The 21,791-nt window shown below is 37.1% G+C and carries 19 protein-coding genes; 7 read left to right on the top strand and 12 right to left on the bottom strand.

The window, feature by feature from the left end; all coding sequences use genetic code 11:
• Positions 1 to 9 precede the first annotated feature (9 nt).
• The 11 genes from AC106K_RS10900 to ppk1 all read right to left on the bottom strand — a co-directional run bounded on the left by AC106K_RS10900 (position 10) and on the right by ppk1 (position 13,481).
• On the bottom strand, positions 10 to 1,395 hold the full coding sequence (locus AC106K_RS10900) for a TolC family protein (RefSeq protein ID WP_482445271.1): 1,386 nt from the start codon (positions 1,393 to 1,395) through the stop codon (positions 10 to 12).
• A 70-nt stretch (positions 1,396 to 1,465) separates the two neighbouring features.
• The gene (locus AC106K_RS10895; RefSeq protein WP_482445269.1) at positions 1,466 to 1,873 is read right to left on the bottom strand and encodes an HYC_CC_PP family protein; all 408 of its coding nucleotides are present in this window, start codon (positions 1,871 to 1,873) and stop codon (positions 1,466 to 1,468) included.
• A gap of 194 nt (positions 1,874 to 2,067) precedes the next feature.
• Complete coding sequence (locus AC106K_RS10890) at positions 2,068 to 2,451, bottom strand: barstar family protein (protein ID WP_482445268.1); 384 nt, start codon at positions 2,449 to 2,451, stop codon at positions 2,068 to 2,070.
• A 345-nt stretch (positions 2,452 to 2,796) separates the two neighbouring features.
• On the bottom strand, positions 2,797 to 3,186 hold the full coding sequence (locus AC106K_RS10885; RefSeq protein ID WP_482445266.1) for a DUF3060 domain-containing protein: 390 nt from the start codon (positions 3,184 to 3,186) through the stop codon (positions 2,797 to 2,799).
• Positions 3,187 to 3,414: 228 nt separating this feature from the next.
• The gene (locus AC106K_RS10880) at positions 3,415 to 6,453 is read right to left on the bottom strand and encodes a choice-of-anchor I family protein (RefSeq protein WP_482445264.1); all 3,039 of its coding nucleotides are present in this window, start codon (positions 6,451 to 6,453) and stop codon (positions 3,415 to 3,417) included.
• A gap of 142 nt (positions 6,454 to 6,595) precedes the next feature.
• Complete coding sequence (locus tag AC106K_RS10875) at positions 6,596 to 6,745, bottom strand: hypothetical protein (protein ID WP_482445262.1); 150 nt, start codon at positions 6,743 to 6,745, stop codon at positions 6,596 to 6,598.
• The gene (locus AC106K_RS10870) at positions 6,742 to 7,395 is read right to left on the bottom strand and encodes an NAD-dependent epimerase/dehydratase family protein (RefSeq protein WP_482445259.1); all 654 of its coding nucleotides are present in this window, start codon (positions 7,393 to 7,395) and stop codon (positions 6,742 to 6,744) included. Before AC106K_RS10870 ends, AC106K_RS10875 begins: the two co-directional genes overlap by 4 nt.
• 439 nt (positions 7,396 to 7,834) lie before the next feature.
• Positions 7,835 to 8,719, bottom strand: coding sequence for a Ppx/GppA phosphatase family protein (locus AC106K_RS10865; RefSeq protein ID WP_482445258.1), 885 nt, complete (start codon positions 8,717 to 8,719; stop codon positions 7,835 to 7,837).
• A 3-nt stretch (positions 8,720 to 8,722) separates the two neighbouring features.
• On the bottom strand, positions 8,723 to 10,543 hold the full coding sequence (locus AC106K_RS10860; protein ID WP_482445256.1) for a hypothetical protein: 1,821 nt from the start codon (positions 10,541 to 10,543) through the stop codon (positions 8,723 to 8,725).
• A gap of 8 nt (positions 10,544 to 10,551) precedes the next feature.
• Positions 10,552 to 11,394 carry a hypothetical protein gene (locus AC106K_RS10855; protein WP_482445254.1) on the bottom strand — a complete coding sequence of 281 codons (843 nt, stop codon included), beginning with the start codon at positions 11,392 to 11,394 and terminating at the stop codon, positions 10,552 to 10,554.
• Positions 11,395 to 11,408: 14 nt separating this feature from the next.
• A complete protein-coding gene (gene ppk1, locus AC106K_RS10850) occupies positions 11,409 to 13,481 on the bottom strand; it encodes a polyphosphate kinase 1 (RefSeq protein ID WP_482445252.1) in 2,073 nt (690 codons plus the stop codon).
• A gap of 176 nt (positions 13,482 to 13,657) precedes the next feature.
• On the opposite strand from ppk1, the gene AC106K_RS10845 reads away from it, so the two are divergent.
• The 3 genes from AC106K_RS10845 to AC106K_RS10835 all read left to right on the top strand — a co-directional run bounded on the left by AC106K_RS10845 (position 13,658) and on the right by AC106K_RS10835 (position 17,342).
• Positions 13,658 to 13,849 (top strand): hypothetical protein, encoded by a 192-nt coding sequence (locus AC106K_RS10845; RefSeq protein WP_482445250.1) that lies wholly within the window; start codon positions 13,658 to 13,660, stop codon positions 13,847 to 13,849.
• Positions 13,850 to 13,981: 132 nt separating this feature from the next.
• Positions 13,982 to 15,880 (top strand): molecular chaperone DnaK, encoded by a 1,899-nt coding sequence (gene dnaK / locus AC106K_RS10840; RefSeq protein WP_482445248.1) that lies wholly within the window; start codon positions 13,982 to 13,984, stop codon positions 15,878 to 15,880.
• 226 nt (positions 15,881 to 16,106) lie between these two features.
• Positions 16,107 to 17,342, top strand: coding sequence for an erythromycin esterase family protein (locus tag AC106K_RS10835; RefSeq protein WP_482445247.1), 1,236 nt, complete (start codon positions 16,107 to 16,109; stop codon positions 17,340 to 17,342).
• A gap of 116 nt (positions 17,343 to 17,458) precedes the next feature.
• Here AC106K_RS10835 and AC106K_RS10830 read toward each other — a convergent pair whose 3' ends face one another.
• Positions 17,459 to 18,253 carry a hypothetical protein gene (locus AC106K_RS10830; protein ID WP_482445245.1) on the bottom strand — a complete coding sequence of 265 codons (795 nt, stop codon included), beginning with the start codon at positions 18,251 to 18,253 and terminating at the stop codon, positions 17,459 to 17,461.
• A 288-nt stretch (positions 18,254 to 18,541) separates the two neighbouring features.
• On the opposite strand from AC106K_RS10830, the gene AC106K_RS10825 reads away from it, so the two are divergent.
• From AC106K_RS10825 to AC106K_RS10810, 4 genes are all read left to right on the top strand, one after another.
• The gene (locus tag AC106K_RS10825) at positions 18,542 to 18,994 is read left to right on the top strand and encodes a DUF1569 domain-containing protein (RefSeq protein ID WP_482445243.1); all 453 of its coding nucleotides are present in this window, start codon (positions 18,542 to 18,544) and stop codon (positions 18,992 to 18,994) included.
• 284 nt (positions 18,995 to 19,278) lie between these two features.
• Complete coding sequence (locus AC106K_RS10820) at positions 19,279 to 19,830, top strand: hypothetical protein (protein ID WP_482445241.1); 552 nt, start codon at positions 19,279 to 19,281, stop codon at positions 19,828 to 19,830.
• A gap of 234 nt (positions 19,831 to 20,064) precedes the next feature.
• A complete protein-coding gene (locus AC106K_RS10815) occupies positions 20,065 to 20,532 on the top strand; it encodes a hypothetical protein (protein ID WP_482445239.1) in 468 nt (155 codons plus the stop codon).
• Positions 20,533 to 20,606: 74 nt separating this feature from the next.
• Complete coding sequence (locus tag AC106K_RS10810) at positions 20,607 to 21,764, top strand: cytochrome-c peroxidase (RefSeq protein WP_482445237.1); 1,158 nt, start codon at positions 20,607 to 20,609, stop codon at positions 21,762 to 21,764.
• Positions 21,765 to 21,791 lie beyond the last annotated feature (27 nt).

Below are 21,791 nucleotides of genomic sequence, written 5' to 3'. Positions count from 1 at the left end.
AATTTTGGGTTAGTGGGTAATGGCTTTGGTGATCACTGAGATGTCGCCTTTTGAAGCAGCGATAAGTATAACGGCCTGCCAGGAATTGTTCTGGGCAATTTCATAATTGATTTCCGCACGGTTCAGGAGATAAAGAGCCTGAGTGAAGTCTACAATAGTGGTCAATCCGTTTTCATACAATGCTTTTTGCTGATGAAAGGCATCCGTGGCGGCCTGCATCTGTATTTTAGATTCAGTTACTTTGGCCAGAGCATTTTTGTATTTTGATTCGGAAAGACTTTGCTGATTGCTCAGTTCCTTTTGCAGCTGTTGATAATCGAAATCTAAAGCTTTTGTGATCAGTTTCTGTTCATTCACCTTAAAGCCGGTTCTGTAAAAATCAGTGAGGTTCCAGCTGATATTGAGCCCAACGATATAATTCATTCTGTCAACACCCACGCCCTTCAGATAAGACTGTGAAAAGGCAGTGTTATCCTGAACGTAATTCCAGTCAAAACCGGATCCACGTCCCTGAAATACCCCAAAAAGAGAAACTGATGGCAGCTTCAATGTATTAAGATGGATTTCCTGCTTTCTGCTTTTATTCATTTTCTGTGCAATAAAAACGGTGCTTGGATGATGGTCAATAGATGAGGTTTCCTGTACCAGATAAGGACTGTTCTTACTGAAATAATGATCGAGTTCATAGTCTGTAAAGTCTTCTACCAGGAGATCTGCTAGCTTTTTATTATATTCCAGTACATGATCATTGGCATTGATGGTTGCCGTCTGTGCACTGGACATTTCAGCCTTGGCAAGAGAGGCGTCTACTTCGGGAATTAATCCGCTTGTTGCTCTTGCATTGGCAATGGTGTATATAACTTCTGAACGTTTGTAATTTTCGCGCTGAACGCTTTCCAGACGCTGGCTTACAAGAAGATTGAAATAGGCTGCCGCAGTCTTTATCTGGTGCTGAAAAATCTCCTGATAAAGATCTGCTTTCTGAACCTCCATATCGGCAACCTCTATATTCTCTTTGGAGGTAAGCTTTCCGAAGGTGTAGACATTCCAGTTAATATTGGCAAGGTACAGACTTCCGAATGCTGCATTCCAGTTCTGTTCTGCCAGAGGCATTGAGGTAGAAGCCACTCCTAAACCTCCTTGGCTGTACATAGGACCATTCTGTGCATTGATGGTTCCGAAACTCTGCTGAGCCATTAAGGTAACTTCCGGAAGATAATATGTTTTTTGATGCTGAAGCCTTTCCTGTGAGGCTTTGATGTAAATTTCCTTTTTTTTGATGGACTGGTAGTTTTTTTCTGCTCTCAGTAATACGTCCTCTAAGCTGGTCAATTGAGCAAAGGACAGGGCAGGGCACCCCAGCCATAAGATGAGTGCTCTGAATGATAAATTCATAGAATATATTTAGAATTAATATTGAAAAATAGTGGTCCCAAAAGGGATCATGATTTGATTCAACAAAATTCTAAATTCTATAAACGCAGTGAAGGATAAAAAGGGAAGGATAGTTGAGATGGTATTTTGAAGGATCAAAATAAAAAGAGTGATTTTCAGAAGCAAATTCAGGAGCGTTGTCGAATACCGTTCCCAGATTATAATACGGAATGGAAGCTGACAGAAATTTTACCGGAGAAATTTTGTAGGAATGAGGAAGATTGTCTTCTTTACAGATCTTTTTGATCTCAAGTTTGCAACAGCCTTTGTGGTTTTTCTCTTTATTGGCACTGCATTTTGGGCAGTCCAGCTCTGAAAGATTTTTCAGTCCTACATGAATCTCACTTGCATTTCCTTTACAGACGTGTTTACTGGTAGTGAATCCTGAGGAAACTACTATATAAAGGAGAAGAAACAGTATGTGAAAAACCCTTTTCATTTCGTGGGATAAAATTAGATTGAATCTCGCTCACGGTGTTATAGAATTATGGCAGAAGTTTATATTTAAAAGGATTCTTTGGTTTAAGTTAAAAGAGAAAGCCGGAAGAGAGATGTTATTATTGATGGGGCTGATCATATTACTGAGTTTTGCAAAACATTATAAAGCGTCTTTAATACAATGAAAAATACAGATCAGTTTAAAATAACTTTGACCTTGCAATCTTCAAATATTTCAATAATTTCTTTGAATTTAGATTTGAATAGTTTTTTACTTCTCTGATGGTTAATCCAGGTAAATTCAGAAATAGATTTCACGCCAAATTCTCCTCTTAGACAATCATACAATGCATATAAATTACGTCCGAAATATCCTCCCGGACCATGAATTTCTTCACCCAGGGTGCAGAGAAAACCATCCAGATTATGAAATTCATTTCCATCAATCTGAATCTTGATATTTTCCTTTACAGGTTCAGTTCTTCCGGGATGTAAGGCATTTACAAGCCATCCCTGCAATTCATCTTTTCTGAAGTTTTTCCAGATATTCTTTTCGGTAATTTCATTGTTGGCTTTCATATTCAAAGCCTTTTGATACCCTTTCGGATGAGTCCATACAAAACCAGTCAGAATGATATTCTTTTTGGACTTGTTTATTTTAATGTTCTGATGAAAGTGCTGCCAATAATGGTGTTTTGCTGATCAAGTTGATAAATGAAACCGTTGTTTTCATACATTTTAGTTGAACTTTCTATAGCAGAAATCAGGCTGGGAATGTTATGAACATTCGCCAGCCTGAGTTTTTTATAGGCAATAGGATAGGACCCTTCAATGTTGTTTACCTGATCTATTAAAGTGATAATTTCAGGCTCATTACCTGTATCCAGTCCAAATCCGAACAGAGAATCTATGGTTAATTTTAAATTATTGTTTCACTACTTTATTTCCTACTCCGGTAAGAGAAGCGTTTGGTTTTCCGGATTTTGTTCCTGAAGTTCTGTAGTATACGGTGTTGCCGCCTCCTTCTATGGTAACGTTGTCTACTTTATCAATGTATACTTTGTTGCCAGTGCCTGATACGGCGATTTTTCTTGCACTTCCTTTTACTGTTACGGTGTTATCACCTCCCGAAACTTCTAATGTTCCGCCGTTAAGGGTATAATTGAGTTTGTGCCCAATACCGTCTACCTGTATTGTTTTTCCGTCAGTTTGCTCTACACCTTTTGTAGATTCTGTCTTTCTGGATTGAGAAAATGCAGTGCCTGTTCCGGCTAACAGAAGGGCAAGAATGCCTATCGTCTTAATATTTTTCATTGTGAATTTGGTTTTTGTTGGGGTAAATATAGAGATAAAATAAATTAAGTTTGGTAAACGAAAAGTTAAATCATCTTAAATGTTGAGTTTTACACCCTAATATTTTCAATAATCTCCCGGATGATTGGTGCTTTCTTTTTATTTCTAATAAGATGGGTGAAGTTATTTTTATAACAAAAAAGCCCCGGATATTTTCCGGAGCTAAAAAAATTAAATGATAAAATAATCTTACTTTACAATCACCCTCTTGATGTGTCCTTCTGAGGTTTTTACAAGATAAACTCCTGCAGAAAGATTAGAAGTATTGATTGTTAAAGCATTTTTCTCTTTTCCAATCAGCTTTCCGGACATGTCATACAATTCATAATCCTGCTTTCTGTTGAAATAAAGCGTATTTCCTTTATGAACAGGATTTGGGAATACATTGAAGGTTGCTGTTTCAGATTTTGTTTCAACAGTCCCCAACGTAGCCGGCATTGCCACTTCATACATAGAAAGAGTTCCGCTGATCTCATTGGCGATGATGACATAGCCTTTATTGGTCGTTGTATTTTCAGGAGCAATGTAGATGATTCCTTCAGGGCCATTGTCTCCGCCATATGCTGAAGTAGAACGGGAATGTTTGTAATCGGTGAAAGTAGGATTATTAGGATCTGTGATATTATACACCATAACCCCTCCGGTTCTTTCCAATGTAATGAAAGCGTACGTCTGTCCGTTGATGCTTCCCAGAGCTACCCCTTCAGGTTCCGGGCCTTTTGCACGGCTTCTGTTTTTAACGGTATTGGATTCGTTATCAACGTTGAATAATAAAGGATGATTCGCTGCAATATACCTTTCAAACTGATCTCCACTGTCATAGACGATTTGTTGGGTATCTGCATTGAAAATGGAGAAAGAGCGGGCGCCTAACGCTGCCATTTCCTCAAAATCTGAATCACCGTCTGTATTTCCTGTCGCGGTTGATACTCTGAATCTTCCCAGGTTGTGAGAAGCCTTTAGAACAGCCGAATTAGGGAAAATAGCCGGATCTAAAATATAAGTATTGGCTCCTACAGTCGTTCTTTCGCTATATCCTGAAAGATCTTTTTCATCACCTTCATTAGCGGTGACAATATATTGGGTGTTTCCGACTTTGTAATTCTGTACAGCATCCGGAACATAATAAGCTTTTACCGGCCAGTTGGCAATTAAAACTTCGCCGTTATTGTCTGAAGCATCAAATCCATTCCCTGGAAGACTCATGTCTTTTTTACCCAATCCCCAGATGCCTGTAATAGTTTTGGTAGCAAGATTAACCTCAGCGATTGCGTTATTTTCCTGAAGCGTTACCCATGCTTTCTGGCTGTCGGCACTGATGGTCACATATTCTGGTTCCAGATCTTGAGAAAGTGTGTTATTGGTTCTTACCTTTCGTAATCCTGTCGCAGTTAATGCAGCAACCTGATTATCAAAATTATTGAAATTAAGAGTTGTAACATTGGTCTGTGTAAGATTTCCAATTCCTCCTGATATATCGATGATACTGATGGTCCCTTCAGGATCTATGGTATAGGCATCATTAGGCTCACCTTCATTGGCGGTAACCACTTTTGTTCCGTCAGGAGAGAAGGTGATCATATCCGGTAAAGCTCCCACGGTGACTTGTTTCAGGAAATTTCCGTTGATGTCGAAGAATACTACAGATCCATTTTGCTGAGGGTTGGTGTTTGGAGAGGCTGCTGCAATGATTCCATTTTTCACAGCAATGCTCGTAATCCCTCCATAAGGGGCCATATCTACTGTTTTGACAACAGAAGGGGTGGTAGGTGTACTAAAATCAATAATATCAAAAACATCCGTAATGGAACTGATCGTGAATAAACGCTGTGTTGAAGGATCGTGAACTACAATTTCGGTAGAGCTGTTATTCGTTCCCGAAGGATCAAAACTTCCGATGTAATTCAGCTGAATCTGTTGGGAAGGAACAGGAGCCTGTTTATCATTGTCTACAATATAAACCGTTGCCGAATTGTCCCCGGAAACCGTTGCTCCGGATGGATTTTCAAGGCTCACCACGAAATATTCAGCCTGTTGTTCTTCCAGGGTGTCATCAATAATAGGAATGTTCACCGTGTAGCTGGTCGTGGAAGGGGTAATATTGATGGTCTGATTGGCCAATGTAAAGTCGCTGCTGTTTGCTGTACTGAATGGAGCAGGTTTTACAACAAGATCAACTGTGGCTGTTGAAGGATTGGTGATATTGATTTTCAATGCCAGGGTCCCTGCATTTTCATTGACCTTTATAAAGTTTTTCTCTAAAGCGATGGTGGTTCCTACGGTAGTGAAAGTTGTGGATGTAATGGCAGATACTCCATTATCACTGAAGTCTTCTACGGTATTGGGCTTAAGTGCCACATAATACATCTGACCAGGAATTAAACTGGAAGATGGGATTACCGTAATCGTATTATTGCTGAAAGTCGTGGTGAAGGGAACCGGAGTCCCTGTAGCATTTCCAAGGCGGAATTCTATAAGGTTCTGTGCATTAGAATCGTTGATTGCAGAATTGTCTGTCAGTCTTACGTTTTCGTTAAAGGCTATGGTAGGCTTTACAGAAGTTAAGGTATTACTGGTGTTGTTGACAGGCTGGTAAGTGACCGTCGGTGGAGTAGTATCTGCTCCTCCCGAAGGTGTGGCATCTACCGTGAAATTATCAAAGCGGTTATTACCTCCTGTTCCTCCTCCGGTAGCAGTGAACTCAACTTTTAATTTAAAATTCGGATTATTGGAAGCCCCCTGAACAGCCGAAAAATCAAAAGTAATTAGCTGTGGATTAGTATCTTGAGGATTCACTGTCTGATACTGCACAAAAGTGGTTCCGTCTGTTGAGTAGGACCATATCTGGGTTCCGGCACCCTGTGCGGATCTTCGGGTAGAAAACTTTACCATGACATTCTGGTATCCGGTTGTAGGAAGATTGAATTGTAAGCTGCCTCCAATCGGGTTGTTGAACCTCAGGTGAGTGCCGGATGGATCACTATTTCTGGCGTTAAGATTATCAATATTAAAGTTCTGTCCGGTACCGTTGGCAAAGTCAATCACACTTGTACCTCCGGCTATCGAGGCAAGAGAGCCATTGACCAGGGTAGAAGAAGGTGTGGTGATAGAAGTTTCGGAAGTATTGTTGTTAAAATTCCAGTAATGAATAAGTGTCTGCCCGAAAAGCCCGCTCTGAAAAAAGAATGCGGCAATGACAGACCCTTTTAATAGGTAGTTGTTGATCATTTTGTATTTCAATTAGATAAATACAAAAATGAACTTTATGTTTTGCAACTATTTTAATGGAATTTTAAGAAATGTTTAAAAAATAGGTTTGTTTCTGATAAAAGATGAAATAATTGTTGAGCAAAATGATGTTTAGAGTTCTTTATTTTCCAGACTTGCCGGAAAAGTTTAAGATGATATTGTCTGATTTCCCTTCTATCGGATGTTTCTGCATATAAAAATATCCTGAAATGGCCGTCAGAAGCAAGAGTACAAAAATAACCAAAACTATCCTTTTTAACATGTCTCTCATATCGCTAAATTTTTAATATCTCTGATTTCTAAAGTTGCTGTAGGATATCCTTTGTGTGTGACATTGATCATTGCTCTTCCTACTTCGTGTAAAGTTAATGATTTTGTCGGTAAAAAAACAGGAAAAAACCAAATAAAAGGTTTGAAAAACCATTTTACATTCAATTGGCCGTCAACAGGTTTCATAAATCCGGGTCTGAAATTGTAGGCTCCTTTGAAGTTCATCTTTTTCAATGTATTTTCTGTTCTGCCTTTTACTCTTGCCCACATCAGCTTCCCGCTCTCTGTACTGTCTGTACTTGCTCCTGAAACATAATTGAAAACCATTTCCGGATTTTGATGAAGAACAGCTTCTGCAAAATGGATCGTGGTATCGTAGGTAATTTTGGTATAATCTTCTTCGTTCATCCCTACACTACTGATTCCGGCGCAGAAAAAGCAGGCATCATATCCTTTCAGATTTTCATCATTACGATCGATTGACAAAAAGTCAGACACCAGATATTCTTTCAGCTTTGGATGCTTTTTTCCTGACGGTTTTCTGCTTATACTAAGGATTTCTGAAACATTGGGATTTTCAAGGCATTCCATTAAAACACCTTCGCCTACCATCCCTGTAGCGCCTGTAAGAATTATTTTGATTGGGTTCATTGTTTTGCTATTGATAGTTGCATGACGGATGAAGTAGGGGAATTACTTTAAAAAAGATACAAGATACAAGATACAAGATACAAGATCTTGTTGCTAAATTTCAATATTGGCTTGGCTGGATCAATAGGGGCGGGCTTTAGCCCGCCTGCCAAAAAAATAAAAAAACTTCCATTGGCTTTAGCCGAAACTTAGCAGCGAAAAAATTGAAAACTCCGGAGATTTTAGATATATCCCAGGATTTCCTGTTTGAGTTACAGTATTTGCAATGGCAAATAGTAATAAAGGGGGAATATACTAGCCCTGATTGCAGCGGCATCCTTTTTCTGTTTGGGATTTTAAACGATGAAGGCGAAAAAGATACAGCGGAAAGCAGGTAATAGCTCCTAAAAAAGAAAACCGGACAAAAGCTGTCCGGTTTCCTGAATATTGTCTTTTACAACTATTTTTTGTGTTGTAACTGGCTGTAAATATTTTGAATCAATCCGTCTGCCACGGAGATCTTCGGCACAAAGATGCGGTTAATATCCGACCATGACATGATGTTGTTGAAAATATTAAGGGCATGTACCAATACGTCGGCTCTATCTTCTCTGAGGCTGTATTTCGTCATTCTCTCTTCTACAGAAAGGTCATTGAATTCTTTATAGACTTTCTTAAGGTGAGACAGGGACATAGGTTTGCCGTCTTTGGTTTTGCTCATTGAGAATACCTTGTTGATGTTTCCTCCGGAGCCGATGGCTACAATTGGCTTTTTGCTGTTAATATTTTTTCTGATCTCTTCTTTCATTTCCTTCCAGTTGTCCGTAGTCACCAGATTGTTGAGAAGACGGATGGTCCCGATATTGAATGATCTTTCGTATATCATTTTACCGTTTTCGTAGAAGGTAAGCTCGGTAGAACCTCCTCCCACATCGATGTACAGATAGGCAAAATCTTTGTCGAGTCCTTCTGCTACATGGTTTTCATAGATCAGGGTTGCTTCTTCGTCTCCTGAAATGATTTCGATATTGATTCCAGATGTTTCTTTTACCTGGCTGATGATCTCATTTCCATTGGCTGCATCACGCATAGCACTGGTGGCACAGGCTCTGTAATGGTCTACGTTATAGATCTTCATCAGGTCGCTGAAAATCTTCATAGAATCGATGACCATTTTTTCTCTTTCCAGACCTATTTTCCCGATGGTGAATACATCCATTCCTAATCTCAGAGGGATTCTCAGGAGGTTCAGTTTGATGAATTCCGGTTTTTTATTGTTGATCTTTACTTCATTGATAAGAAGTCTCGCGGCATTACTTCCTATGTCTATTGCTGCTATCTTCATATTTTAACGCTCTTTTATAGGTTGTTTGTATAAAGGTAAATCTTTACCTAAAAAATTTCCAAAATTATCAAAAAAATAGAAATCAGCAGCTCGGTCTCTGAGATTTACCATAATATAAAAATAATTTTTCCTTCTGAAAATTCTGCTGTTTTTCTGATTTTCTCCGTAATCATAGAATGGTTTCCCATCCTTATCTACAAATGTATTATTAAGGCGATAAAGATAATCATTTATGCGTTTAATTATTGTATTGTTCTTATCTAAAATGACCTCACCTTTGTAGTTGATGAGGAATTCATGAGCAGGGTTTTTGGGATTTTGAAAGACTAAGTTTCCGTTTGAATCTATTTCTCTTCTGTCATCTGTAAATCTCAGATTGGGAAGCTTTTTCATCACTTTCAGTTTTTCATTGATGATCAGAATTTCTCCAGGTTTTTGTGATGCAAAAGCATAGCCTTTGTAGAAATTGCTGAGCTGTTGGAACTGAGTTTGTTTTATTTTTCCCTGATTGTCTGCCGTAAAAAATAAATTACTGGCTGTGAATGTATATGTTTTTGATTCAAAAGGTGTCCCGACAAATTTTAATGGTACTGGAACACCCTTAAGAATTATTTCGCCGTCTTTAGAAATGATTTTGTATTGATTTTGGCTTTTGTCGAATACCAACATCTGGTTTCCATGGAAATCTATTGCTCTGGCATCTGTTTTTAAGATTTCTGCACCATTTTCTATGATCCCACTGATGGTTTTTCCATCTTCTTTTTTTTCGAAGTAAAAAGTGTCTTCGTTGTTGGCAAAGGAGGGTGTCAAAAGCGAATAAGATGTACTGATTATATTACCTTTTGTGTTGGCAAAAGCGTACTCCTTATTTTTTTGTATGATATTTACTGGTGGGACATTTTCAGGGTCATAATTGCTTTCCGGATAATTGATATTAATGTTGTAGTAATCACCGTTTACACGATAAATTTCTCCCAAACCATTCAAAATATCAAAAATGGTATAATCTATTTTTCTGTCGCAGGTATGGTTATCACCACTTCTTTGGGTATGCTGGCAGATCTCAAAGAATTCTCCGTTTGTTGTTTTAATATTATCAAAGCTGGCAAACATTTTACCCTGTAAGTTTTTGAAAAAAATTCTTGGATGCTGATAGGCAATATAGACGTCGTCAGCAAAAAAATTGTCGTCATACCTATAATAAATATCATCAGATGACAGGATTAATTCTCCATTGAGCCTGTGAAATGAGCTCTTATTTCCGGCACTGGTATAATATATATTTTTTCCCTCAAGTATTTTGGCATAATAAAAAGGACCATCCAGTTTCCCGGATCTTAAATTCTTTACATAATGATGATTCTGTTTTTGTTCCAAAATGAGCAAAGAATCTCTGTAATATTTTACATGGCCCTCAAAAGCCTCTGTCTTTTTATTGTTCTGATAATCGATAATATATGTTTTGTTATCTGCAGAAACTGCACATGTCCCTTTCTGACAGATCAGATAATCATACATAGCAGGAACTAGAATTTTTCCCTGGCTGGATTTAAGCCCGTATTTACTGCCAAGAAAAATATTTGAGTTTTTGTAAACTTTACTTTGGCGAAAGACAGAAATGCTATCTTTAAGGTTAAGTTCATAATCAAAAATCTTTTCGATATGGTCAGGGTTCAAAACCCAATGTCCGGAAGCGTCCACTGTGCCATATTTTTTACTTATAGCCGTACGGTTCACAAAGAATTTTTCTTCTTCCATATGCTTCTCACTCTGTGCAGAAAACATAGTGGAAAAAATAATCCCCCAAAAGATATATATTTTCATGTAAACTTTCATCCGCCTGGTAATTCTTGTCTTATTTGTATGAGTTTCCCTGTTTTAGCATCTATGACACCTTTTACAGATCTGTATTCAAAGGACCATGCAGGCTGTTTCCAGTAATACAAAATCTTGCTGACCCTTATATCTGTTTTTATAAATAAGCTGATCAATTCAGGATTATCTTTATAGGTATTGGATAAAAAGCTCAGAGCTTCTTTTTGGGCAATACTTTCAATTTGTTTTTGTGGAATTGGAAAGTCTTTTATCCAATCGACCTTGTTTGTCAGTTTTCCTAAACTGTCATATTCCAGAACGACCCCAATATTCCGAACATTATCAAATACAGTACTGGTTTTTTTCAGCTGATGATTTAGGTAGTAATAATTTTCAGTTCTCAGTTTTGAATGATGATCCTGAATACGTTCCGTATAATCGCTGTCACCAAAGATGAATTGAATTGATTTTCTATCTTTGGTTTCAATAAAAAGCTGAGGTGGTTCATTATCAATTAGATAAAATATATTACCATTATTTTTTATTTTTAAAATTGATTGAGGTAAGAGAAATTCATCATTGAGCATCTGAAGATTTTCTTTGGTAATTTCTTCAGCTTTTTTACCATTATCGATCCAGTATTGTCTTTTTATCTGATCTTTGATCACTAAAAGGCTATCTAGTTTTTGTGTAGAATAATAGGTGTTTTTTAAATAAAGCAACTGATCCTTTTTCTCTGCAGCAGTTTTCAAATACTCATTCTTCATGTTTTTATAGTCCTCAATAGAAAAAGGAGAAACAGCTTTTTGCTGAGCAGTGACAAAAACAGTCGGAATCAGAAAAAGGAACAGAGTTTTCATGATTTAAAAAAACATCATTTTTTATTGGTTTTAGCTTTTAAATATTTATAGGTTTCTATCTGTGAGCGGCATTCTTTTTTGTCATTCTTTATATATTCATTGCTCAGTCTTTTGTCTAATATCCTTGCTTTTACATTATCTCTGAGCTGAATGTCAAGAATGTCTTTCAGTTCTTTTTTAAGGTTCTTATCGGTAATTTTAGCTGCGGCTTCTATTCTGTAATCAAGGTTTCTCGTCATCCAGTCGGCGGAAGAAATATATAGGTCTTCTGCTCCTTTATTGTAAAAATACATGACTCTGGCATGTTCCAGATATTCGTCTACAATACTGATGGCCTTAATTTTCTCTTTGAATTCTTTTTGATTGACAGCACAATAGATTCCTCTTACAATCAGTCTGATGGTTACGCCTGCTGTAGCAGCACTATATAATTTTTCAATTAATAATCTGTCACTTAATGAATTCACTTTAACGATGATTTCAGCTTTTCTTCCAGCCTTAGCTTCTTCGATTTCTTTATCGATATGGTGAACGATTTTTTCACGCATAAACTGAGGACAAACTAATAAATTTTTACAGGTTTTCAAAACCGGAAGATAATCATCCTTCGGCTTCTTCAGGACATTGAATACTTTATTAATATCTGCCATAATGCCACGGTCAGAAGTCAGAAGCAAATGATCTCCATAAATTCTTGCCGTCTTTTCATTAAAATTCCCGGTACTCACAAAACCATACTGAATTGTCTTGTTATGGGCTCTTTTTTTGATTACACAAAGCTTGGCGTGTACTTTTTTGTTGGGAAGGCCTACAAGTACCGTGATTCCTTCCGGTTCAAGCATATTTTTCCATTCCAGGTTAGATTCTTCATCAAATCTTGCCTGAAGTTCCAGCATGACGGTGACTTCTTTTCCGTTTCTGGCTGCATAGATCAGTGCATTGATGATCTTTGAGTTGCTTGCCATACGGTAAGCAGTGATTTGTATCGACTTTACATCCGGATCCATAGCTGCTTCACGCAGAAGGTCAATCACCGGATTGTACTTATGATAAGGGAAGGTAAGGAGTACGTCTTCCTTCATAATCACATCGGTAACTCTTTCTCCATGTTCAAAAGCCTGATGGGTAAATGAGGTTCTTTCTACAGGTCTGTCATACGTTTCAAAAACATCAGGAAAGTCCATAAAGTGCTTGAAATTATGAATTTTTCCTCCCGGGATGATGCTGTCTTTTTTGGTTAAATTCAGCTTTCTGATAAGAAGTTCCAGAAGAGCCTTATCCATATCTTTATCAAATACGAAACGGGTGGGCTTTCCTTTTCTTCTGTTTTTAAGCCCTTTTTCTATCTTTTCTGCGAAGTTGGTTCTGATGTCATTATCCAGATCCAGTTCGGCATCTTTGGTTACTTTAAAAGCATTGGCCGCAAATTCGTCATACCCGAAGTAAGAGAAAATATGCGGAAGGTTGAAGGTAATCACATCTTCCAGCAGCATTACATTTTTTTCTTCCGGATCTTCTGTAGGCAGCAATACAAATCTTCCTACAAATCGGGATGGAATTTCAATAATGGCATAATTGCTGGAATACTGCCAGTCTTTCTTTCTCATAGCCACTCCCAGATAGAGACTTTTATCTCTCAGGTAAGGCATCGGAGTATTTTCATGAAGAAGGATCGGGATCACGTTAGATTCCACAACCTCGTCAAAATATTGTCTTACAAATTCTTTCTGTTTTGCGGTCAGGTTTTTTGAATTTTTGATGAAAACCTTGTGGTCAGCCATTTCCGCCTGTATTTTTTTCCAGGTTTTATCAAAGTTCAGCTGCTGTCTCATCACAACTTCATTGATTCGCTGAAGAATCTTGGAAGGTGGTTGGTAAAAAGATTCCGCAATGACTTTTTCTTTAAAGTCCATGGCACGTTTTAATCCGGCAACACGTACTCTGAAAAATTCATCCAGATTGTTGGAGAAAATTCCGAGGAAACGTATTCTTAAATGTAAAGGAACTTTTTCGTCCATAGCCTCCTGTAAAACTCTTTCATTAAAGGCAAGCCATGTAATATCTCGTGGATTAAAGTGTAATGACATTCTAAATGTGTATATTTTATCAAAAATAATAATTCGTACTGTTTCCGGCTCTATTTCTTAGATTAAACTTTAATTAATTTTTAAAAGATAGTGAATTAAATCAATTTAAGTATATTAATTGCGTTGATAATCAGTGGTTTTTTGCATGTTTGATACAGCCAAAATCCTTTCACAGCATGGAGAATACTTTACGTAATACATCATTGATGATGATCTGTAAAAGTGGTGTGGTCACGCAGGAGTCTGTAATCATACTGGAAGCACGACAAAGCAGATTGGGAGATAGATATAATTTTTCCGATACCCGTCAAAAGTATGATCATACGGTATATTCTGATAAAGCAGGTATGAAAAAATTTCCATATTAATACTGCAAAACTCCGAGTAAATCGAGGTTTTTATTTTTATTGTGTCATTTTGTCATAATTTGTTGAATGGTACAGATATTGAGAAATTGAGAGTGTAAATTAAATTAAAAATTAGAAAAAATATAAAATATTATGAGTAAAATAATTGGAATTGACTTAGGAACAACCAACTCTTGTGTTGCTGTGATGGAGGGTAAAGACCCTGTTGTAATTCCTAACGCAGAAGGTAAAAGAACGACTCCTTCTATTGTAGCATTTACAGAAGACGGAGAGAGAAAAGTAGGTGATCCTGCAAAAAGACAGGCTGTAACGAATCCAACAAAAACGGTTTACTCTATCAAAAGATTTATCGGAACTCACTTTAAAGATGATGCTTCTGAAATCACAAGAGTACCTTATAAAGTAGTTGCTGGACCAAACGATACAGTAAAAGTAAAAATCGACGATAGAGAATATACGCCACAGGAAATTTCTGCAATGACTCTTCAGAAAATGAAGAAAACTGCTGAAGATTATCTTGGACAGGAAGTAACAAGAGCGGTAATCACTGTTCCTGCATACTTCAACGATGCACAAAGACAAGCTACTAAAGAAGCTGGTGAAATTGCTGGTCTTAAAGTAGAAAGAATTATCAACGAGCCTACAGCTGCAGCGTTAGCTTACGGTCTTGATAAGAACCATAAAGATCAGAAAATTGCAGTATATGACCTTGGTGGTGGTACTTTCGATATTTCTATCCTTGATTTAGGAGATGGTGTATTCGAAGTATTATCTACAAACGGTGATACTCACTTAGGAGGTGATGACTTCGATGATGTGATCATCAACTGGATGGCTGACGAATTCAAAGCTGAAGAAGGTGTAGATTTAAAATCAGATGCTATCGCTCTTCAGAGATTGAAAGAAGCTGCTGAAAAAGCAAAAATCGAGTTATCTTCTTCTCCACAGACTGAGATCAACTTACCTTATATCACAGCTACAGCTACAGGTCCTAAGCACTTAGTGAAGACTTTAACTAAAGCTAAATTCGAGCAATTATCTGCTGATCTTGTAAGAAGATCTATGGAGCCGGTTGCTAAAGCATTAAAAGATGCTGGTTTATCAACTTCTGATATTGACGAAGTAATCTTGGTAGGTGGTTCTACAAGAATCCCGATCATCCAGGAAGAAGTAGAAAAATTCTTCGGTAAAAAACCATCTAAAGGAGTAAACCCGGATGAGGTTGTAGCTATTGGTGCAGCAATCCAGGGAGGTGTATTAACAGGAGACGTAAAAGACGTATTACTTCTTGACGTTACCCCACTTTCTTTAGGTATCGAAACGATGGGTTCTGTATTCACTAAATTGATTGAAGCGAACACTACGATCCCAACTAAAAAATCTGAAGTATTCTCTACAGCTTCTGACAACCAGCCAGCGGTAAGCATCAGAGTAGGACAAGGTGAAAGATCTATGTTCAACGATAACAAAGAAATCGGTAGATTCGACCTTACAGATATTCCACCAGCGCCAAGAGGAGTTCCTCAGATCGAAGTAACTTTCGACATCGACGCAAACGGTATCTTAAGTGTATCTGCTAAAGATAAAGGAACTGGTAAAGAGCAGTCTATCAAAATCCAGGCTTCTTCAGGTCTTTCTGACGAAGAAATCGAAAGAATGAAGAAAGAAGCTCAGGAAAACTCTGCAGCTGATGCTAAGAGAAAAGAAGAAGTTGAAATCTTCAACAAAGCTGACGGATTGATCTTCCAGACTGAAAAGCAATTGAAAGAATTCGGTGAGAAACTTTCTGCTGACAAAAAAGCAGCGATTGAAGCAGCTCACGCAGAATTAAAAACTGCTTTCGAAGCTAAAAATGCTGATGATGTAAAAGCTAAAACTGAAGCTTTAGATGCAGCATGGATGGCAGCTTCTGAAGAATTGTATGCAGCAGGTCAACAGCCAGGTGCTGATGCAAGTGCAGGTGCTCAGAATCCTGGTGGAAACGCTGGAGCTGAAGATGTACAGGATGCAGACTTCGAAGAAGTAAAATAATTATTGATTAATAATCATTAATACAATATAGAAAACCGCCTTAGATAGCTATCTAGGGCGGTTTTTGTTTTTTGATATTCGCAGATTCTAGTTTTTGCTGTTTTTAATTTGCTGTTTGCATCGGCATAATGAGCAAGCTAAGAGAGTATGCGGATTGATATGATCAAAAAAGTTATCTACATTTGTACTATAAACAACAAATCAAATATTTAATTATAAGCTGCAGATGAAATTAAAATTATCTTTTATTTTGATTGTATTTTTTATAACGATCAATGCGCAATCAAAACATGACTTAAATTCTGAAGAGAAAGAATATATTTCAAAATTTATATATCCAATAAAAACTCTCAATCCTGAAGAAAAAGATAATAGTGATTTACAAATCTTAAACAAACTCATCGGAAATTCTTCAATAGTAGGATTAGGGGAGGCTACTCACGGTTCTAGTGAAGTGTATCAAATGAAATATAGAATAAGTGAGTATTTGATAGCTAACAAACAATTCAATGTCTTTTCTTTAGAAGCCAATATGCCGGAAAGCTTTTTAATGAATCAATATATTCAGGAAGGAAAAGGAGCTCCTAAAGACATTCTGAAGGGAATGTATTTTTGGCTGTGGCAAACCGAAGAAACTTTAATGTTTGTTGAATGGTTAAAAAAATACAATGAAGAGCATCAATCAAAAGTTTTTTTTGAAGGTTTCGATATGCAATATGCAAAAGGCGCAATAGAGCAAATAAGAAAAAAATATCAAGAAAATAACTGGCCAGAGCAAGATATTAATGATCTGGAAAGCGCTTTAAAAGAAAATAACAGAGGATTTAGAACCTATTCTCAAAAAGGTCAGAAAATTGTATCTGAGTATCTGTTTTTAATAAAACAAAAATGTGACTCCATAAAAAATCCGGAAGAAAAATCGCGCTTCCTACGAAATGTAGATATTATCAGACAATATATCCAACTCAGTTTTATTAGGAGAGACAAATTCATGGCAGAGAATGTTAAATGGTTAAAAGAAAACTATTTGAATTCTAAAGTAATTGTCTCGGCTCATAATTATCACATTGCAAAATTAAATTCTGATAGAATGGGATATTGGATCAATGAAATGGATAATAAAGACTATGTAAATTTTGGATTTGCCTTTTACGAGGGTACTTATTCTGCAAGTATTGATGGAAAACTCGGTACCTATAATTCAGAAAAAGCAGGCCCAGGAACATTAGAATATAAACTTAACTCACTCAAAATTCCAATTTTTATTTTAGATCTAAAAGCAATCAGAAAGGATGGCAACAAACTTGGGAATTGGATATTGAAAGATATTTTATTTCGCAAAACAGGATCAGGGACAAATAAAAAAGAATTTATAAAAACTAATGTTGTGAACTCTTTCGATTATTTGATATTCATCAATAAATCAACAAATTCAAAACTATTGAATGGTAACTCAAAATAAAGAAATTACCATACTATAAAACTAACATTTCGTTTATAAACAAATCCGGCGGTAAACAAAGTTTACCGCCGGATTTGTTTTTAGGAACGTATACTTTTTCTGCAAAAATTGTAAACTTAATTGGAAACCTGTTGGTATACTGCTTCTACTTTATAAAAATCAGTTCTGCCGGCACACCCATTACATACCTGTAATAAAAAATACATTTTATCTCCTGCATTAGCCCGAAGAATTGCATTACCGGCAAGGTAGACCATCTGAGAAACAGAACCGTTATATGAATATTTAGCAATGTTATTAAGGATGATACTCTCTACCACAGTACCTGAAGAATCTTCCCTCGTTGCAAATAGTGTTAAACCATTATTAGAACTGTTATTAACGAGTTGGTAGCCGGTGGTAATAGACAGTTGATAGGTTCCCGTACTCGCTACACTGTATTTATCAGTAGTAAGATTATAATTTCCATCGTTGAAATTAGCTACGTTGGTCGGGGCAACAAATGCTGGTGTAGCATCATTAACCAATACTGCCGGAGCTGATCCAAATGAAGCAGAGGCAACCACTTTGGGAATGAAGCTGTTGTTGGAAATATAGGTGTTAAATTTTATCCAGGCAGTACCGTTAAAATAATAATAGCCTACATCGTCTACATTTATAGTGCTTCCTGTCAGAGTTCCTGTAGTAATATTATTAATATAAATCATTGTAGATATGGGAATAGAGGTCATACTCTGAGCTCTTTGCCTATCGACTCTGGGGATTAATAATCCGTCAACATTATCAGTGGTTCCTGTTGGGGCTTTAGCCATAATGTCTAGTGTGGAAGCCGGATTATTTGTATTGATACCGGTCTGTGCAACTAAGAAAACTGGAAGCATACACATTCCCAATAATAGATTGCTTTTCATGAGTTATCTTTTTATCCAAAACTAGCTGTTTTATGGAACCGATAGACAAAAATGAATTGAAACTTGGCCTAGCAAAATGTAGAAAAAGTTGTAGTCTATTTTCTAATTTATTTATGTTTTACATTACCTGTAGCCACTTTTTCCAATGACAATATTCTCTTTAAGAGACTCAATCTCTTGAAAATTAATACGTAATTAAAAAAGAAATAACAGAAAAATAAACATCCCATAATATCTTTGCAGACGAAGGGAGTGCAGATTGATTTTTAGTATTGTAACCATATCATCATGAAAAAAAATCTTTTAAACCGGGAAACTGCAGATTTCATTATTGCAAGAGTTCAGAATTTATCAGAGATCCATCAGCCTCAATGGGGAACGATGACGGCCAGCGAAATGCTTCTTCACTGCAATTCATGCAACAGACAAATTTTGGAAGAAAGCAGAGGGCAGGAAAAAACAAGCATAAAGCAATATGCATTGAGGATCCTGGCTCTTTACATTGCTTCCGATTTTAAAAAGAATATTCAGGGAGAACCGAGACACGAAACAAAGGGCAAAACAGAGGACTCAGATTTTGAAAAATATAGAAAAGAATTCATTCGTTTGATTGATCAATTTCCTTCTAATCCCCGCATTTTAACCCTTTCACATCCTGCTTTTGGAAATATTTCAACCCAAGAATGGGGAATAGCCGCATACAAACATATGGATCATCACCTGCGACAGTTTGGGGTATAAGCTCTAGACTTTGTCAGCCTTGGGATGATATTGAATGATATAAAATAGTTTCGGCGGTAAACGAAGTTTACCGCCGAAACTATTTTCCAACCTACCTTAGAGTGGGTAATAATTCGTTCAGATTTAAATTTTCTTTAACGCCCATGAAAACTGTCTTCCGTTTCCAATAAAGTCCGAAATGAAATTCTGCTCTAAATTCTGAATCCAATAGCAGGATTGTATCATTTTGCTGTATATTTATGCCTCAATTTTATCACGGGAACCCCATAATCATTACAAAATATATGAAAAAGATCATCGGTATACTATGCTTGGCAGGAGTGTTGACAGGGTGTAACAAGTCAGAAGATAAAGCACATGCAAAAGATGAACAGAAAAATGAGACGTCTTTATCTAAAGAAAATAAATCCGGATCTCAGGAATCAGCATCCTCCAAAGACAGGATTTCAAAGGAAGAAGCCGTAAAATTGGCCATGAAACAATTTGATGATTACTTACCTAAAATCCTCAAGACCTACGATGGAGTGATTGACCTTCAGGACCCTCATGTAGGAGACTTTACAGGAGATGGAATAGAAGATGTGGCGATATATTGGGATATTGCACCCGAAGGAGGAAATGCAATCATAGGGCAGGGGTTGTCGCTGTACAAAAATGACGGACATAAAGTAAAGGTGATTGCAGGCTATGAACCGGATTATCTGTTTGCTTTTGATACCATCAAAAATGGAAAAATCATTGTTGAAAAACTGGAATATACTGAAGAGGATGGAAGATGTTGCCCTTCGATAAAGACTAAACATGCTTTAACCATCAAAGGAAACAAAGCTTATTAGCCGATGAGAAAAGAATCTGTACATTTCAAATCAGCCGCTTAGAGGAGAGAAAAATTTATTTTAGCCAGGTAGGCTCATTGATAAGATCAGTACGATAAAACTACCTTCCGGAAAAGGTGACCGTCTAAAAATTAAAATAAATAATAAAAAGGAATTTTGTATCTTTCTTATTGATTATCAATAAGAAAATTTAATGTAATGTTTTCTTTTCAATACTAAAAACCATCCTATTAAATGAAACACCTGTCGCTATTATTTACGTTATGTATTCACTTTGCTCTGTATGGACAAAAAACACCTGAATCGAAAGAGGAAATAAAAATGCAGTCCGAAGAATTTACCCGGAACCTGATCACACTCATTGAGAAAAGAGATGTTGAAGCTTTGAAAAAGCTGACCACTCCAAAATTATACTGCTATGTGTGTTTTGATGCCGCACCGGAAAAACCACCGATTGTTGATCAAAAGACTTTTTATGCCAGATATTTAATCCCTGTTTTTAATAAAGATCTCTTGGAAAGACTGAAACGGAACGAAATAAAATTTTCCGTTGATAAAGCAGGGGGCAGGGATTATATTGTACTCTACACCATTGAGAGGCCTAATGAGCTTGGGGATGGACATGAAGGAGTGCAGTTTATCTTCTGGCTGAAAGAAGAAAAAGAGGGTCTGAAACTTTCAGGTATTGAAACAGTACCTTAGTGACAGCCCTGATAAAAGTCGGTTTTACATTTCAATCACTTTTATCTTTCAAATACTTATGACCTAAAAAATAAATGAAAGACAGATATATTGCTATACTGGCAATGGCCGGGATAATATGTTTACTGAGCTATACTTCTAATGATCCTAGAGGATATACTGTAGAAGAATTGCGCACCTTATATAGCAGTGGAGACCAATCAAAGTGGCCGGCACCTCATTTATTCGATGAAGCAAAAGAAGGTTTTCAGGATATTGGAGTTTTGCCTGAAATGAAGTTCCCTGAAGATAATCCCTATTCCGAAGATAAAATGGAGCTGGGAAAAATGCTGTTTTTTGATCCCAGACTTTCCAAAAGCGGCCAGATTTCATGTGCCAGCTGCCACAATGCTGAAGCCGGATGGTCTGACGGAAAGAGTGTTTCTTTAGGACATGATGGGCAGGCAGGAACCAGAAATGCACCTACCTTACTGAATATTGGATATGCTAAGACTTTCTTTTGGGATGGCCGTGCAGCAACACTGGAAGAGCAGGTAAAAATTCCAATAGAAAATCCGGTGGAAATGAACCTTCATATGTCACTCGCAGCAAAGAACATTAGAGCAATCAAAGAATATAAACCATTTTTTGTGAAAGCTTTCGGAAACGGAGAGGTCACAGAAGATCAGATTTCGAAAGCCATTGCAGTATTCGAACGTTCCCTGATAAGTCCACCATCGAAATTTGACCAATTTATTTCAGGAAATAAAAATGCATTATCAGATGCTGAAGTCAACGGACTTCACCTGTTCCGAACCAGAGCGAATTGTATCAATTGTCATAATACAGCCTATTTTTCTGATCAGAAATTTCATAATCTGGGAATCACTTACTATGGAACAAAATATGAAGACTTGGGCAGATACCTGGTAACCCATAAAAATGAAGATGTAGGGAAATTCAAAACGCCAACACTGCGGGAGGTTGCTCAGAATAAACCTTATATGCACAATGGGCTTTTTCCTGAACTGACCAATGTTGTCATGATGTACAATGCCGGAATGATGAATGAAACCCCAAAAGGAGATCAGCTCAATGATCCTAAATTCCCCCATAAATCAGGAATGATTACTAAGCTTAACCTGACTGATGACGAAGTTTTTGATATTGTAGCTTTCCTAAAAAGCCTGAACACCGATACTCACAAAATGCGCCCGCCGGAATTACCGGGATACCCAAGCCAGGCTAAATGATCAGCTTTTGGAATAAAACCGCAGTAA

Source organism: Chryseobacterium sp. FR048, assembly GCF_056844665.1.
The sequence above is the reverse complement of the archived record's forward strand: the minus strand, read 5'-3'. Positions and strand labels throughout refer to the sequence as shown.

Excerpts from the sequence above, each read along its gene's own strand:
- AC106K_RS10855 (WP_482445254.1), bottom strand. The coding sequence starts at position 11,394 with ATGAAAACTCTGTTCCTTTTTCTGATTCCGACTGTTTTTGTCACTGCT.
- AC106K_RS10835 (WP_482445247.1), top strand. The coding sequence starts at position 16,107 with ATGAAATTAAAATTATCTTTTATTTTGATTGTATTTTTTATAACGATC.
- ppk1 (WP_482445252.1), bottom strand. The coding sequence starts at position 13,481 with ATGTCATTACACTTTAATCCACGAGATATTACATGGCTTGCCTTTAAT.
- AC106K_RS10895 (WP_482445269.1), bottom strand. The coding sequence starts at position 1,873 with ATGAAAAGGGTTTTTCACATACTGTTTCTTCTCCTTTATATAGTAGTT.
- AC106K_RS10810 (WP_482445237.1), top strand. The coding sequence starts at position 20,607 with ATGAAAGACAGATATATTGCTATACTGGCAATGGCCGGGATAATATGT.
- AC106K_RS10845 (WP_482445250.1), top strand. The coding sequence starts at position 13,658 with ATGGAGAATACTTTACGTAATACATCATTGATGATGATCTGTAAAAGT.
- AC106K_RS10820 (WP_482445241.1), top strand. The coding sequence starts at position 19,279 with ATGAAAAAGATCATCGGTATACTATGCTTGGCAGGAGTGTTGACAGGG.
- AC106K_RS10825 (WP_482445243.1), top strand. The coding sequence starts at position 18,542 with ATGAAAAAAAATCTTTTAAACCGGGAAACTGCAGATTTCATTATTGCA.
- AC106K_RS10885 (WP_482445266.1), bottom strand. The coding sequence starts at position 3,186 with ATGAAAAATATTAAGACGATAGGCATTCTTGCCCTTCTGTTAGCCGGA.
- AC106K_RS10875 (WP_482445262.1), bottom strand. The coding sequence starts at position 6,745 with ATGAGAGACATGTTAAAAAGGATAGTTTTGGTTATTTTTGTACTCTTG.
- AC106K_RS10830 (WP_482445245.1), bottom strand. The coding sequence starts at position 18,253 with ATGAAAAGCAATCTATTATTGGGAATGTGTATGCTTCCAGTTTTCTTA.
- AC106K_RS10865 (WP_482445258.1), bottom strand. The coding sequence starts at position 8,719 with ATGAAGATAGCAGCAATAGACATAGGAAGTAATGCCGCGAGACTTCTT.
- AC106K_RS10815 (WP_482445239.1), top strand. The coding sequence starts at position 20,065 with ATGAAACACCTGTCGCTATTATTTACGTTATGTATTCACTTTGCTCTG.
- AC106K_RS10860 (WP_482445256.1), bottom strand. The coding sequence starts at position 10,543 with ATGAAAATATATATCTTTTGGGGGATTATTTTTTCCACTATGTTTTCT.
- AC106K_RS10870 (WP_482445259.1), bottom strand. The coding sequence starts at position 7,395 with ATGAACCCAATCAAAATAATTCTTACAGGCGCTACAGGGATGGTAGGC.
- AC106K_RS10890 (WP_482445268.1), bottom strand. The coding sequence starts at position 2,451 with ATGAAAGCCAACAATGAAATTACCGAAAAGAATATCTGGAAAAACTTC.
- AC106K_RS10900 (WP_482445271.1), bottom strand. The coding sequence starts at position 1,395 with ATGAATTTATCATTCAGAGCACTCATCTTATGGCTGGGGTGCCCTGCC.
- AC106K_RS10880 (WP_482445264.1), bottom strand. The coding sequence starts at position 6,453 with ATGATCAACAACTACCTATTAAAAGGGTCTGTCATTGCCGCATTCTTT.
- dnaK (WP_482445248.1), top strand. The coding sequence starts at position 13,982 with ATGAGTAAAATAATTGGAATTGACTTAGGAACAACCAACTCTTGTGTT.